Annotated in this window: 14 protein-coding genes; 7 read left to right on the top strand and 7 right to left on the bottom strand. The window is 74.2% G+C overall.

Going from position 1 to position 12474, the window contains the following annotated elements; genetic code table 11:
* Nucleotides 1-41: 41 nt before the first annotated feature.
* Both ACFUVW_RS14905 and ACFUVW_RS14900 read right to left on the bottom strand, forming a co-directional pair.
* The gene (locus tag ACFUVW_RS14905) at nt 42-1055 is read right to left on the bottom strand and encodes an aldo/keto reductase family protein (RefSeq protein WP_430572104.1); all 1014 of its coding nucleotides are present in this window, start codon (nt 1053-1055) and stop codon (nt 42-44) included.
* 34 nt (nt 1056-1089) lie between these two features.
* The gene (locus ACFUVW_RS14900; protein ID WP_430572103.1) at nt 1090-1704 is read right to left on the bottom strand and encodes a DUF3043 domain-containing protein; all 615 of its coding nucleotides are present in this window, start codon (nt 1702-1704) and stop codon (nt 1090-1092) included.
* A 39-nt stretch (nt 1705-1743) separates the two neighbouring features.
* Here ACFUVW_RS14900 and ACFUVW_RS14895 point away from each other — a divergent pair, with 39 nt between their 5' ends.
* Entirely contained in the window at nt 1744-3180 is a 1437-nt protein-coding gene (locus ACFUVW_RS14895) for a dipeptidase (protein ID WP_430572102.1), read from the top strand.
* Between the two features lie 4 nt (nt 3181-3184).
* Complete coding sequence (locus tag ACFUVW_RS14890; RefSeq protein WP_430572101.1) at nt 3185-3997, top strand: hypothetical protein; 813 nt, start codon at nt 3185-3187, stop codon at nt 3995-3997.
* Nucleotides 3998-4009: 12 nt separating this feature from the next.
* Here ACFUVW_RS14890 and ACFUVW_RS14885 read toward each other — a convergent pair whose 3' ends face one another.
* The gene (locus ACFUVW_RS14885; RefSeq protein WP_430572100.1) at nt 4010-4378 is read right to left on the bottom strand and encodes an Hpt domain-containing protein; all 369 of its coding nucleotides are present in this window, start codon (nt 4376-4378) and stop codon (nt 4010-4012) included.
* Nucleotides 4375-4740 carry a response regulator gene (locus ACFUVW_RS14880; RefSeq protein WP_430572099.1) on the bottom strand — a complete coding sequence of 122 codons (366 nt, stop codon included), beginning with the start codon at nt 4738-4740 and terminating at the stop codon, nt 4375-4377. The genes ACFUVW_RS14885 and ACFUVW_RS14880 overlap by 4 nt, the downstream gene beginning before the upstream one ends.
* Before the next feature lie 151 nt (nt 4741-4891).
* On the opposite strand from ACFUVW_RS14880, the gene ACFUVW_RS14875 reads away from it, so the two are divergent.
* The 3 genes from ACFUVW_RS14875 to ACFUVW_RS14865 are packed head-to-tail and all read left to right on the top strand — an operon-like array spanning nt 4892 to nt 8902.
* Nucleotides 4892-7867, top strand: a complete 2976-nt coding sequence (locus tag ACFUVW_RS14875) for a response regulator (protein WP_430572098.1) — start codon at nt 4892-4894, stop codon at nt 7865-7867.
* A complete protein-coding gene (locus tag ACFUVW_RS14870) occupies nt 7864-8370 on the top strand; it encodes a pyruvoyl-dependent arginine decarboxylase (RefSeq protein ID WP_430572097.1) in 507 nt (168 codons plus the stop codon). Before ACFUVW_RS14875 ends, ACFUVW_RS14870 begins: the two co-directional genes overlap by 4 nt.
* The gene (locus tag ACFUVW_RS14865; protein ID WP_430572096.1) at nt 8360-8902 is read left to right on the top strand and encodes a hypothetical protein; all 543 of its coding nucleotides are present in this window, start codon (nt 8360-8362) and stop codon (nt 8900-8902) included. Before ACFUVW_RS14870 ends, ACFUVW_RS14865 begins: the two co-directional genes overlap by 11 nt.
* Before the next feature lie 18 nt (nt 8903-8920).
* On the opposite strand, the gene ACFUVW_RS14860 is transcribed toward ACFUVW_RS14865, so the two are convergent.
* The 3 genes from ACFUVW_RS14860 to nadA form a co-directional block, all read right to left on the bottom strand.
* Complete coding sequence (locus ACFUVW_RS14860; protein ID WP_430572106.1) at nt 8921-9457, bottom strand: acyl-CoA thioesterase; 537 nt, start codon at nt 9455-9457, stop codon at nt 8921-8923.
* 70 nt (nt 9458-9527) lie between these two features.
* Nucleotides 9528-10127, bottom strand: a complete 600-nt coding sequence (locus ACFUVW_RS14855) for a DJ-1/PfpI family protein (protein ID WP_430572095.1) — start codon at nt 10125-10127, stop codon at nt 9528-9530.
* A gap of 59 nt (nt 10128-10186) precedes the next feature.
* Nucleotides 10187-11407: a quinolinate synthase NadA gene (gene nadA / locus ACFUVW_RS14850; RefSeq protein ID WP_430572105.1), complete on the bottom strand. Its 1221-nt coding sequence runs from the start codon at nt 11405-11407 to the stop codon at nt 10187-10189.
* A 125-nt stretch (nt 11408-11532) separates the two neighbouring features.
* On the opposite strand from nadA, the gene ACFUVW_RS14845 reads away from it, so the two are divergent.
* Nucleotides 11533-12018: a hypothetical protein gene (locus ACFUVW_RS14845; RefSeq protein ID WP_430572094.1), complete on the top strand. Its 486-nt coding sequence runs from the start codon at nt 11533-11535 to the stop codon at nt 12016-12018.
* A gap of 93 nt (nt 12019-12111) precedes the next feature.
* Entirely contained in the window at nt 12112-12462 is a 351-nt protein-coding gene (locus ACFUVW_RS14840) for a HesB/IscA family protein (protein WP_416343171.1), read from the top strand.
* The last annotated feature ends 12 nt before the right edge of the window (nt 12463-12474 follow it).

Raw genomic sequence — 12474 nt, 5'->3', positions numbered from 1 at the left:
GTGTCCGGAGGGACGGCGGGCGCTCGTCGACGCGAGAGAGCTCAGGCCACGCGGGTCTTCGGGGCGTTCTCGGCGGTCTTCGCCGGGTCGCGCTCGACGACGTCGCCGAGGACCTCGTCGATACGCGCCATGAGCTCGGCGGGGATCGTCACGCCCGAGGCCTTGACGTTCTCCGCGACCTGCTCGGGCCGGGACGCGCCGACGAGGGCCGCCGCGACGTTGTCGTTCTGCAGCACCCACGCGACGGCCAGCTGCGCCATCGACAGGCCGAGCTCGTCGGCGACCGGGCGCAGGCCCTGCACCCGGGTGAGCACGTCGTCGTCGAGGAAGCGGCGGATGCTCGACGCGCCACCCTTGTCGTCGGTCGCGCGCGACCCGGCGGGAAGCGGCTGGCCGGGCACGTACTTGCCGGACAGCACGCCCTGCGCCATCGGCGACCACACGATCTGCGACAGCCCGCACTCCTGCGAGGCCGGCACCACCTCGTCCTCGATGACCCGCCACAGCATCGAGTACTGCGGCTGGGAGGAGATGAGCTGGAAGCCCAGCTCCTTCGCCAGGGCCGCGCCGGCGCGGATCTGGTCCGCCGTCCACTCGGAGACGCCGATGTACAGGGCCTTGCCCTGGCGCACGATGTCGGCGAACGCCTGCATCGTCTCCTCGAGCGGAGTCTCGGTGTCGTAGCGGTGCGCCTGGTAGAGGTCGACGTAGTCCGTGCCGAGGCGCTTCAGGGAGCCGTTGATCGACTCCATGACGTGCTTGCGGGACAGGCCCGTGTCGTTGGGGCCGCCGGGGCCCGTCGGCCAGTACACCTTGGTGAAGATCTCGAGCGACTCGCGCCGCTCGCCCGCGAGGGCGTCGCCGAGCACCTGCTCGGCCTTCGTGTTGGCGTACACGTCCGCGGTGTCGAACGTCGTGATGCCGGCGTCGAGCGCGGCGCGCACGCACTGCGTGGCGACGTCGTTCTCGACCTGCGAGCCGTGGGTGAGCCAGTTGCCGTAGGTGATCTCGGAGATCTTCAGACCGCTGTTGCCGAGGTACCGGTAGTTGACCATGCGCCCACCCTAGGCATGACCGCAGGTCGGGAGGTCACTCGGGCCAGACGCCGTGCTTCTTCGAGGACGGCTTGGGCAGGCGCGAGCGGCGGATCTGGAACGCGCGCATGACGGCGTACATCATCGTGCCCTTGGGGACCTCGCCGAACTTGGCCCGCAGCCGCTTCCTGAGCCCGCGCCACAGCAGGAAGGCGTCGGCGATGGTGAGCAGCACGACGGCGTACAGCAGCATCAGCACGAGCGCCGACATCGTCACGTTCTGCATGAAGATGAAGTTCAGGACGATGAACCCGAAGGCGACGGGCAGGAAGAACTCGCCGAGGTTCCATCGCGCGTCGACGTAGTCGCGCACGTAGCGCTTCAGCGGCCCCTTGTCGCGCGGCGGAAGGTGCCGCTCGTCGCCGGTCTGCATCGCCCGGTACTCGAGGTTGCGCTGCTCGCGCGCCTTCTCCCGGGCCGCCTTCGTCGCCGCCTTGCGGTCGTTCGGCACCAGGGGGCGCTTGTTCGCCGCCTGGGACACGCTGCGCTTGGGCGTCGGGCGGCCCTTGCCGGCGGGCGTGCCGGCCTGCTCGATCTCGGCGGCCGCGTCGACGGGGTCGGTGGAGTCGGGGGACGACGGCGTCGCGTCGGGCTTGTTGCGGGAGAACACGCTCCCAGGGTAGTCGAGCGCGCAGGTAGCGTGAGCCGCGTGACCGACACCCGTAGCTCCGCCCCCGACGGCGCCCCGACCGCCCGGCCCGTCGACGACGCCACCACCCTCCGCGCGCACGTCGAGCGCCAGTTCCCCGCCCTCCAGGCCGACCTCGAGCGCCTCGTGCGCATCCCGAGCGTCTCCGCCGCGGCCTTCGACCAGGCGCATGTCGCCGCGAGCGCCGACGCCGTCGCCGCGCTGCTGCGCGGCGCCGGGCTGCCCGACGTGCGGATCCTGCGCTCGGACCGCCCCGACGGGACGCCCGGGGCGCCCGCCGTCGTCGCGCGCCGTCCCGCGCCCGAGGGCGCCCCGACCGTGCTGCTGTACGCCCACCACGACGTCCAGCCGCCCGGCGATGCCGCCGCCTGGGCGACCGACCCGTTCGAGCCGGTGCAGGTCGGCGACCGGCTGTACGGCCGCGGGGCCGCGGACGACAAGGCGGGGCTGGTCGCCCACGTCGGCGCGCTGCGCGCCCTGGCCGCCCTGGCGGAGGACGGCGGCGCGGACCTGCCCGTCGGGATCACGGTCTTCGTCGAGGGCGAGGAGGAGTCGGGGTCCCCGAGCTTCCGCCGGTTCCTCGCCGACCACCGCGAGCTGCTCGCGGCGGACGTCATCGTGGTCGCCGACTCCACGAACTGGAAGGTCGGCGTGCCCGCGCTCACCACGTCGCTGCGCGGCCTGGTCGACGGCGTCGTCGAGGTCGAGGTGCTGGGCCACGCCGTGCACTCCGGCATGTTCGGCGGTCCGGTGCTCGACGCGAACACCCTGCTGGCCCGCCTGGTCGCCACCCTGCACGACGACGCCGGCAACGTCGCCGTGGCGGGCCTGGTCAGCGCCCCGGAGCCGGAGGTCGACTACGACGAGGCGGCGTTCCGCGCCGACGCCTCGGTGCTCGACGGCGTCGCGCTCGCGGGCGAGGGCACCATCGCCGGCCGGCTGTGGGCCAAGCCGGCGCTCTCGGTGATCGGCATCGACGCCACGAGCGTCGCGCACGCGTCCAACACGATCGCGCCCCGCGCGGCAGCGAAGCTGTCGCTGCGCATCCCGCCCGGGCAGGATCCGCAGGCGGCGGAGGACGCGCTGCGCGCCCACCTCGAGGCGCACGCGCCGTTCGGGGCGCGCGTCACGTGGCGGCCGGGCGAGCAGGGGCGGGCGTTCCACGCCGCGGACGACTCCGCGGCCATGCGTGCCGCGCGCTCGGCGTTCGCGGCGGCGTGGGGCACCGACCCGGTGGACATCGGCGTCGGCGGCTCCATCCCGTTCATCGCCGACCTGCTCGAGTTCTTCCCGGACGCCGCGGTGCTCGTCACGGGTGTCGAGGACCCGGACTCGCGCGCGCACGGCGCCGACGAGTCGGTGCACCTGGGCGAGCTGCGCAAGGTCGTCCTCGCCGAGGCGCTCCTGCTGCGCCGGGTCGGCGCCGGCGAGGGCTGAGCGCATGGCGGGGGACATGCCGGGCGACGCGTTCGACGACGCGGCGGCGCGGGCGTTCCTCGTGGCGCTGCTGCCGTGCGGCGACTCGGAGGCCGACCAGGACGCGATGGTCGCCTTCTGGACGGCGCTCGGCCTCGAGGTGACGTACCGGCAGCGCCGGCCCTACCGCGTCGTGTCGTTCGGACGGGGCGGCATCCAGCTGCAGTACTACGGGATGCCTGGCTGGGACCCGGAGCAGAGCCACTCCACCTGCGTGGTCGTGGTCCCGGACACCGAGCCGGTCTACGAGGCGTTCGCGAGCGGGATGCGTTCCCTCTACGGCCGCCTGCCGGTGTCCGGGGCCCCGCGGGTGACGCGTCCGCGTCGGCGCGCCAACAACGTGGGACTGAGCGGGTTCAGCCTCGTCGACCCCGCGGGCAACTGGGTGCGGGTCACGCGCGCACCGGATCCGGGCACCGAGTTCGCCACCGGCGAGGGTGGGACGGCGACGTGGACCCCTGGGGGCGGGGGCGCGCTCGCGCGCGCGACCGAGAACGCCGTCGTGCTGGCCGACTCGAAGGGCGACGTCGCCCAGGCGCGCAGGGCCCTGGGCGGCGCCGTCCGACGCGCCCGTGCCGCCGGCGCGGACACGCCCGCGGGCGAGCTCGCGCCCGCGCTCGCCTACCTCGCCGAGCTCGCGGTGCGGGCCGGTGACCCCGACGCGGCGCGCGACCTCCTGGCGGACCTGGAGGCGCTCGCAGCGGGGACGGAGGAGGACGAGGCCGTCCGCGCCGCGACCGAGGAGGCACGCGCGACCGTGGCCGGCACGACCCGCTGAGGCGCCGGCCCGTCAGCCCGTGCCGGCCTCGGCGCTCAGGAGGTCGAGGGCTTCCTGGACGTCGACGTCGCGGCCCGCGCCGAGCGCGGTCTCGAGCCGCGTGGCGGCCCGGGAGAGCCCGAGCTCGCCGAACGTCGCCGCCGACCCGGCCATCGTGTGGCAGAGCCGCATCGCCTCCTCGCGGGCCGCGGCCCCGAGGTCCGTGCGCGGCGCCGCCAGGAGCTCGCTGAGCCGGCGGGCGCGTCCCCGGTTGCGGTCGTGGGCCCGGCGAGCGAGCGCGGCGAGCGCGTCGTCGAGCCCGAGATCGTCGAGGGTCGGGCTCTCCTCGCCCTCCTGCTCGGCGCCGGGACGCTCCCGCGGCGCGCCGGGTGTCGCCGTCACTCGTCCCACCCGAGGACGGCCGCGAGCTCGGAGGACAGGAGCAACGGGTCGAACGGCTTGGTGAGCACGCCGGTCGCGCCGAGGCCGTCGAGCCGGGAGATGTCCTGGCTGCCGACCTTCGCCGTGAGGAACACGACGGGGGTCTCGCGCAGCTCGGGGACGGCGCGCATCCGGCCGAGCACGGTGGGGCCGTCCTGGACGGGCATCATCACGTCGAGGAGGATCGCGTCGGGCCGGACGCGACGGGCGAGGTCCAGCCCCATCGTCCCGTCGGGCGCCGTGAGCACGTCGTGCCCGCCGACGGCGGACAGCGCGACCGCTGCCACCTCACGGATCGACGGGTCGTCGTCGATCACCACCACGCGTCGGCCCCCTGTCGCCACGTGCCCTGCCCCCCGTCCGTGCCCTCTCAGGTCCGCACGACGCTACCCCGCGACGTTCCAGGACGCTCTTCGTCGCTCCGAGCGCCCGTCGGGAGGGCGAAGCGGACGGACCTCTCCTACTCTCGGGCCCATGGGGGACGGCCGACAGGCAACGGCTCGGGCGCACGCGGTGTTCGTGCGCTGGTGCTGGGTCGCCGCAGTGTGCGTGGCGGCGCTGGTGGTGCTCCTGGCGGGCCCCCTGGAGCAGTCCGTGCAGGCCGCGATCTCCCGCGGGGCGATCGCAGCCGCGGGCGTGGTCGCGGCGCTGAGCTGCGGCTGGCGCGCGACGCGGTCGACCGGGCGCCGACGTCGCGCCTGGGGGATGCTCTCCCTCGGCGGCGCGGTCGGCCTCCTGGGCAACGTGTACGCGGTCCTGGTCGGCGACCCGGCGACCGGCGACACGGCGTACATCGCTGCCCTGCTGCTCGGCGTCGTGGGGCTGGCGCTGTTCCCGACCGTGCGACCGCGCGGGCACGAGCTGATCCGCATGCTGCTCGACAGCGTGGTGGTCGGGGGGTCGGTGCTGTACATCGCGGTGTTCAGCGTCGCCCTGGGGGGCGGAGGCAGCTTGGACGGCGGCCCGGCGCTCACCGCCTACGCTCTGCCGGTCGTGGACGCGCTCCTCGCGACGCTCGCCGTCCTCGTCCTCACTCGTTCCCCGGCCGCCGAGCGGGTGCCGCTCGGTCTCGTCGGAATCGGGTTCGTGCTGTACGCGGTCGCCGACGTCGCGTTCGCGTTCCTGACGGCGGGGGGCGGCTTCAGCTTCGGCAGCCCCGTCGACGTCGGTTGGGTGGGTGGCTACCTGGCCATCGCGGTCGCCGCGAGGCACCCCGCCTCCTCCGGCAGCCCGGTCACCGGGCAGCGGACGGACGGGTCGCCCGTGCTCGGCACGACCGTCACTTTCGGGCTGTTCCTCGCGGCGGCGCTCGCGCGGGTGTGGCAGTCGGGCGCAGACTACCGGATCTTCGGGGTGGCGAACTCGCTGTGGGTGGCGGTCCTCGTCGCCGTCGCGGTGCGGCAGATCCTCGTGGTCGTCGACAACGAGTCGCTGCGCGGCGGGCTGGAACGCCGGGTCGAGGAGCGCACGGCGCAGCTGCGGGCGCTGGCGAGCGAGCGGGAGCGCACCCTCGAGTCCGTCGCCGACGGCATCTACGGCGTCGACTCCGCGGGCCGGGTGACCTTCGTCAACGACGCGGGCGCCCGGACACTGGGGGTCGCGGCGGGCGACATCGTGGGCCTCGACGCGCACGACACGTTCCACGCCCCGGCCGAGGACGGCACCCCGTACCCCGCCGCGGGCTGCTACATCGCCGAAGCCCTGCACCAGGGCCTCACCGCGACGGCCGAGCGGGACGTCTACCGGCGCCCGGACGGCAAGGACATCCCCGTCGAGGTCGCCGCGAGCCCTCTGCGCACCGGCGGCGCGGTGAGCGGTGCGGTCGTGGTGTTCCGTGACATCTCCGAGCGGCGCGAGGTGGAGCGCATCAAGGACGAGTTCGTCTCGGTCGTGAGCCACGAGCTGCGCACCCCGCTGACCTCGATCCGTGGCGCGCTGGGCCTCCTCGACAGCGGGGTGCTCGACCGGTCCTCCGACCAGGCCGCACGCATGGTGCACATCGCCCTCACGAGCAGCGAGCGCCTGGCGCGGCTGGTGGACGACATCCTCGACGTCGAGCGCATGGACGCGGGGACGGCCCAGCTGGAGCTCGCCGAGCAGCCGCTCGGCGAGCTCGTCGCGGCGGCGACGGAGCAGGTGTCGATCCAGGCCGACGACGCCGGCGTCGTGCTGTCCTCGGACGGCAGCGCCGAGCGAGTCCAGGTCGACGGCGAGCGCATCGTGCAGACGTTGACGAACCTGTTGAGCAACGCCGTGAAGTTCTCCCCGCGGGGGAGCGCCGTCCGGGTGTCCGCACGGCCCGTCGGGGACCTGGTCGAGGTGCGGGTCGACGACGACGGTCGAGGGATCCCGCCGGACAAGCTCGAGACCGTCTTCCGCCGCTTCGAGCAGGTGGACGCCTCGGACGCGCGCGAACGAGGCGGCACGGGGCTGGGTCTCGCCATCGCGCGCAGCATCGTCGAGCGGCACGGCGGGCGGATGTGGGCCGTCAGCGACGGGGACGGGCGTGGGTCCAGCTTCCGGATGACCCTGCCCCGCGTGGGGGTGCCTGCCCCTGCTCGCGACGACGCGCCGGGCGCGACCCCCGACCCGTCGGCGACGGGCCCCACACCGCAGCCCGCCTCGTCCGAGGCCGCAGGCGTCGCGACGGACACCCGGGTGGTCGTCGTCGACGACGACCCGTACGTCGTCGACGTCCTGCGCTCCGTGCTGGAGGCCCGTGGGTACGCCGTGGTGGGCGTGACCGACGGCGCGGCAGCGCTCGACGCCATCGAGGCGGAGCACCCCGCAGCGATCGTGCTGGACCTGGCGATGCCCGGGACCGGGGGCGCCGAGGTGCTCCGGCGGCTCCGCCGCTCCGCGGCGACCGCCGAGCTCCCGGTCGTCGTCGTGTCGGGCACCTCTCCGTCGGAGGCCCGGGAGACCGCTGCGCTCGCGGACGGCTGGCTCGTCAAACCTGTCCACCCTGCGCACCTCGTGGCGACGGTCCGCGACGTGGTCCGGTGGCGCCCGCACCACGAGCGCGTCCTCGTCGTCGAGGACGACGACGACCTCCGCGCCGTCCTGACCACCGTCCTGGAGAGCGCCGGCCTGAGGGTGACCCCCGCGGGAGACCTCGCCGAGGCGCGCGCCGCGCTGGCGGACGGCCGGGAGCCCCACCTGGTGCTGCTCGACCTGCGCCTGCCGGACGGCACGGGGCACGACCTGGTGGCGGACCTACGACGCCGCGGCCGCCTGCACCGCACCCCCCTCGTCGTCTACTCGGGCGCCGACGTCGGCCCTGTCGAGCGGGAGGACCTCCGGCTGGGCAGTACCGTCTTCCTCACCAAGGGCCGGGAGGCCCCGGACGCGGTCCTGCGCCCTGTCCTGGACCTCCTGGACGCCGCTGCGGGTCGCACCGCCGGCTCCTCCGCCCACCGTCAGACCGGACCTACCCCGAGGACCCCATGAGCGAGCCCTTGACCATTCGTGTGAGCGCCGGCACCGGGAGGGGCCGCACGACGCTCGCGGCCTTCGACGCGGCCCTCGTCGCCGCCGGCGTGGGCGACTTCAACCTGGTCCGGCTGAGCTCGGTGGTCCCACCGGGCAGCGCAATCCTCGAGGTGGACGGGCGCGACCAGCTCCGAGGTGAGCACGGCGACGCGCTGTACTGCGTGTACGCGGCCGGGCACGCTTCCCTGCCCGGCCACGAGGCCTGGGCCGGTGTCGCGTGGTCCCGGCGCGACGACGGCAGCGGCGCCGGGCTCTTCGTGGAGCACGACGGCCCGTCGCACGAGCAGGTGGAGACGGACCTCGTGCACAGCCTGGAGGACCTGTCCGCGACGCGCGGGGGCATGTACCACCAGGAGGGGCGCCGCATCATCGGCATGGCCTGCGAGAACCTCCCTGTCTGCGCCGTGGTCGTGGCGACGTTCCGCCGCGCCGGATGGGAGGAGCTGGGCCGTGCGAGCTGACGTGACGTTCGAGACGACGGTGACCGGGGAGGTCGCCGAGCGGTTCTGGACGCTCTACCTCGAGGCGTTCGAGCCGCTGCGGACCCGCGCCGCGGCACGCCACGTGCTGCACCGCGAGGAGTTCGACGAGGAGATGAGCGACCCGCGGGTGCTCAAGCTCCTCGCCCACGACGCCCACGGGGAGGCTGTCGGACTCACCACGCTCGCGACCGACCTCGCCGCCGTGCCGTGGGTGAGCCCGGAGTTCTTCGCCGAGCGCTACCCCGAGCACGCGGCTCGCGGGGCCGTCTGGTACATCGGCTTCACCCTCGCCCACCCGGGCCGCCGGGCGACCCGCACCTTCATGGACATGATCGACGTCCTCGTCGGGTACCTCGCCGAGCACCGGGTGGTGTGCGCGTACGACGTCTCCCGGTTCAACGACGACTCGCTGCGGTTCGCCGACAACCTGCGCCGCCGGCTGGAGCGCACGCAGGACGTCACGGTCGAGACCGTGGACCGTCAGACGTACTACGCGACGACGTTCCGCTGACCCGGGCGCGACCGCGCGTCAGATCCTGCCGGCATCCCGGTGCGCGACGTCGAGAGCGCGCGCCCAGGCGGCGACGTCGTCGGGGAGCTCGGGGCTCTGCGCCGGAGCCTCCGGGCCCATGAGCGCGACGACGTCGGGCGCGGCGACGCGCGCGCTCCCGGGGCCGAGGAAGCGGCCGGCCACGTAGCCGCGGCCGTAGAGCTGACCGCGGCAGGTGAAGACCTGCTCGAGGTAGACCACGCGCTCGTCCCAGCCGAGCACGCGCGTGGTGATCTCGAACCGGTCGCCCAGCTTCAGCGAGCGCTTGTACGTCATCGTCGACGCCGCCACCACCGGGTACCACTTGCGGTCGCCGATCTTGGCGAAGCCGTCGAGGTCGGCGATGAAGTTCGACCGTGCCACGTCCATCATCTGCAGGTACGCCCCGTTGTTGACGTGCAGGTAGAGGTCGAGGTCGCCCGGGTGCACACGCATGCGCGTCACGGAGGGGTCGAGCAGGCCCTGGCCCGGGACCGGCTTGCGGGGGCGCAGGGACGCCCAGGTGAGCTGGATCATTCGAGTCACCCGCGCAGGCTATATCGGCGACCGGCGGTATCAGGTACCCGTCGGCCGGCCGTCCCGCGCGTCAGACCGGGGGAGAGGGGTCGTACTGGATGCCCCGGCGCACCGCGCGCGCCACCTCGGGCGACTCGAGCCGCGCGACCAGGTGCAGTGCCATGTCGATCCCGGCCGAGACGCCGGCGGAGGTCACGACGTCCCCGTCGTCGACGAACCTCGCCTCGGTGTCCACCACGACGCTGGGGTCGATCTCGGCCAGCTCGTCGTAGTGGTCGCGGTGCGTCGTCGCCGGGCGGCCGGCCAGCAGCCCCGCCGCCGCGAGCACGAGCGCGCCGGTGCACACGCTCGCGAGGACCGGCGTCTGCACGCGCACCTGACGCAGCCACTCCAGGTGGGCCGGGTCGGCGATCATCGCGCGGGTGCCCCAGCCGCCCGGGTAGACGAGCACGTGCAGCGGGCCGACGTCGTCGGCGGAGCGGGCGGGCAGGAGCCGCAGCCCCTTGGCCAGGCGCACCCCGTCGCCGTCGCGGGAGAACGTGCTCACGTGGGGCTTGAGCGCGGAGTGCTGCTCCCACGCGGCCAGCACCTCGAACGGCCCGACGACGTCCAGCTCCTCCGCGTCGTCGAACACGAGGATGCCGATGTGGGGCCCGCCGTCGGTGCTCATGCCTACTCCTGGGTCGTCCGGGCCGTCGCGGCCCCGGTCAGGTCGTCGTCAGATCACGCTCAGATCCCTGGCAGTGCCAGCATCTGGTCGAGCGCCACCCGCGCCCAGTGGGCGTCGTCGGCGTCGACCACGATCCGGTTGACCATGCGTCCCTCGACCAGCGACTCCATCGCCCACACCAGGTGCGGCAGGTCGATGCGGTTCATGGTCGAGCAGAAGCACACGGTCGAGTCCAGGTAGTGCACCTGCTTGTCCGGGTGCGCCTTGGCGAGGCGGCGCACCAGGTTGAGCTCGGTGCCGATCGCCCACGAGCTGCCGGGCTCGGCGGCGTCGAGGGCCTTGATGATGAACTCGGTGGACCCCACCTCGTCGGCCGCCGTGATCACCTCGTGCCGGCACTCCGGGTGGGCCATCACCGTCACCCCCGGCACCTTCGCACGGATCTCCTCGACGTTGCGCGCGGAGAACCGTCCGTGCACCGAGCAGTGCCCCCGCCACAGGATCATGCGCGCGTCGCGCAGCTGCTGCTCGGTGAGGCCCCCCAGCGGCTTGCGCGGGTCGTAGACCACGCAGTCGTCCAGGCTCAGGCCGAGCTGGAGGACGGCGGTGTTGCGGCCCAGGTGCTGGTCCGGCAGGAACAGCACCTTGCCGGTGCCCTCGACGCCGCCGACCCGGTCGAACGCCCAGCGCAGCGCGACCTGCGCGTTCGACGACGTGCACACGGTGCCGCCCTGGCGGCCCGTGAAGGCCTTGATGGCCGCGGAGGAGTTCATGTACGTGACCGGCACGGTGTCGTCGGCGATCCCGACGTCCTGCAGCACCGCCCACGCCTCCTCGACCTGGCCGATCTCGGCCATGTCGGCCATGGAGCAGCCCGCGGCGAGGTCGGGCAGCACGACCTGCTGCGCGTCCGACGTGAGGATGTCGGCGCTCTCGGCCATGAAGTGCACGCCGCAGAACAGGACGTACTCCGCCTCGGGGCGGGCGGCTGCCTCGCGCGCGAGCTTGAAGGAGTCCCCGGTGACGTCGGCGAAGTCGATGACCTCGTCGCGCTGGTAGTGGTGTCCGAGCACGAACGCGCGCTCGCCCAGGGCGGCCCGCGCGGCGCGGGCCCGCTCCACCAGGTCGGGGTCCGACGGCGACGGCAGCGCCCCGGTGCACTCGACGCCGCGCTCGGAGGCGAGGTCGCGCCCCTGGCCGAGGAGCAGCAGCGCGGAGGGTGCGGGCTCGGCGAAGCCGGTCGTGCTGCCGGCCGGGGTGCCCGCGGTGTCGTTCAGCAGGGTGGTCACGCGCTCATATTTCCACAGCGTCCGTGCGCGGCGCGCCGTGCGTCCGCGTCTCCCCGCGGCCCGCGTCCGGGACGTCGGGCGTCCGCCGCGCCTGCCGGATGTGCCACGATCACGGGATGCAGGTGCTGCTCTGCGTCGGCGAGGACGCCGGCTCCCTGGCTCCGGCGCTCGCGTCGGCGTGGCGGGAGGCCGCGCCCTCGTGCGACGTGACCACCGTCGTCCTGCCGGGCACCCCGTCCGGCACCGCGCCGGCCGGGGAGGCCCCCGCGCCCGCGGGCGTGTTCGTCCCGCTCGGCGCGCTGGGCCTGTCGAGCGTCGCCGGGCCGGAGGAGGGGCCGCTGACGGGCCCGGCCGCGGCGTCGGACCTCGTCGTCGTGCACCTCCCCGTGCTGGACGGCACGACGCTGCGCGAGGGGCGCGTCCCCGCCGCCGTGGCGGCCGCCGCCCCGCACGCCGTGCCGGTCGTGGTGCTGACCGCGCGCAGCGAGGTCTCGCGCCGCGAGTGGTCCGGTGCCGGCGTGAGCGGCGTGCACGAGACCGGGCCCGACGTCGTCGCGGGGACCGCGCGCGTGGCGCGGACGTGGGCGCCGTCCTGGGCCTGACCGCTCGCCGCGCCTGTGACCCGTGTCATCGCGCCCCGGGAATTCGCGCGTAGGATCGGGAACAGCCGCACCGGTCCGCCTGTTGGAGGAAGCATGACCGACACCACCGAGATCGCCACGCACGGCGTGGACCTGTCCGACGTCGCCGCCGACAAGGTTCGCAGCCTGCTCGAGCAGGAGGGCCGCGACGACCTGCGCCTGCGGGTGGCCGTCCAGCCCGGCGGCTGTTCCGGCCTCATCTACCAGCTCTACTTCGACGAGCGCCTCCTCGACGGCGACGCGCTGCGCGACTTCGACGGCGTCGAGGTCGTCGTGGACCGCATGAGCGTGCCCTACCTCGAGGGCGCGAAGATCGACTTCGCGGACACCATCGAGAAGCAGGGCTTCACGATCGACAACCCGAACGCCGGCAGCTCCTGCGCCTGCGGCGGTTCCTTCAGCTGAACTGCTGAGCGA

It is taken from the genome of Isoptericola sp. NPDC057391 (assembly GCF_042668085.1).
Lineage (GTDB): Bacteria > Actinomycetota > Actinomycetes > Actinomycetales > Cellulomonadaceae > Isoptericola.
This window is presented reverse-complemented; position numbering and strand designations above follow the sequence as displayed.

Excerpts from the sequence above, each read along its gene's own strand:
- ACFUVW_RS14905 (WP_430572104.1), bottom strand. The coding sequence starts at position 1,055 with ATGGTCAACTACCGGTACCTCGGCAACAGCGGTCTGAAGATCTCCGAG.
- ACFUVW_RS14890 (WP_430572101.1), top strand. The coding sequence starts at position 3,185 with ATGGCGGGGGACATGCCGGGCGACGCGTTCGACGACGCGGCGGCGCGG.
- ACFUVW_RS14875 (WP_430572098.1), top strand. The coding sequence starts at position 4,892 with ATGGGGGACGGCCGACAGGCAACGGCTCGGGCGCACGCGGTGTTCGTG.
- ACFUVW_RS14870 (WP_430572097.1), top strand. The coding sequence starts at position 7,864 with ATGAGCGAGCCCTTGACCATTCGTGTGAGCGCCGGCACCGGGAGGGGC.
- ACFUVW_RS14860 (WP_430572106.1), bottom strand. The coding sequence starts at position 9,457 with ATGATCCAGCTCACCTGGGCGTCCCTGCGCCCCCGCAAGCCGGTCCCG.
- ACFUVW_RS14855 (WP_430572095.1), bottom strand. The coding sequence starts at position 10,127 with ATGAGCACCGACGGCGGGCCCCACATCGGCATCCTCGTGTTCGACGAC.
- ACFUVW_RS14845 (WP_430572094.1), top strand. The coding sequence starts at position 11,533 with ATGCAGGTGCTGCTCTGCGTCGGCGAGGACGCCGGCTCCCTGGCTCCG.
- ACFUVW_RS14840 (WP_416343171.1), top strand. The coding sequence starts at position 12,112 with ATGACCGACACCACCGAGATCGCCACGCACGGCGTGGACCTGTCCGAC.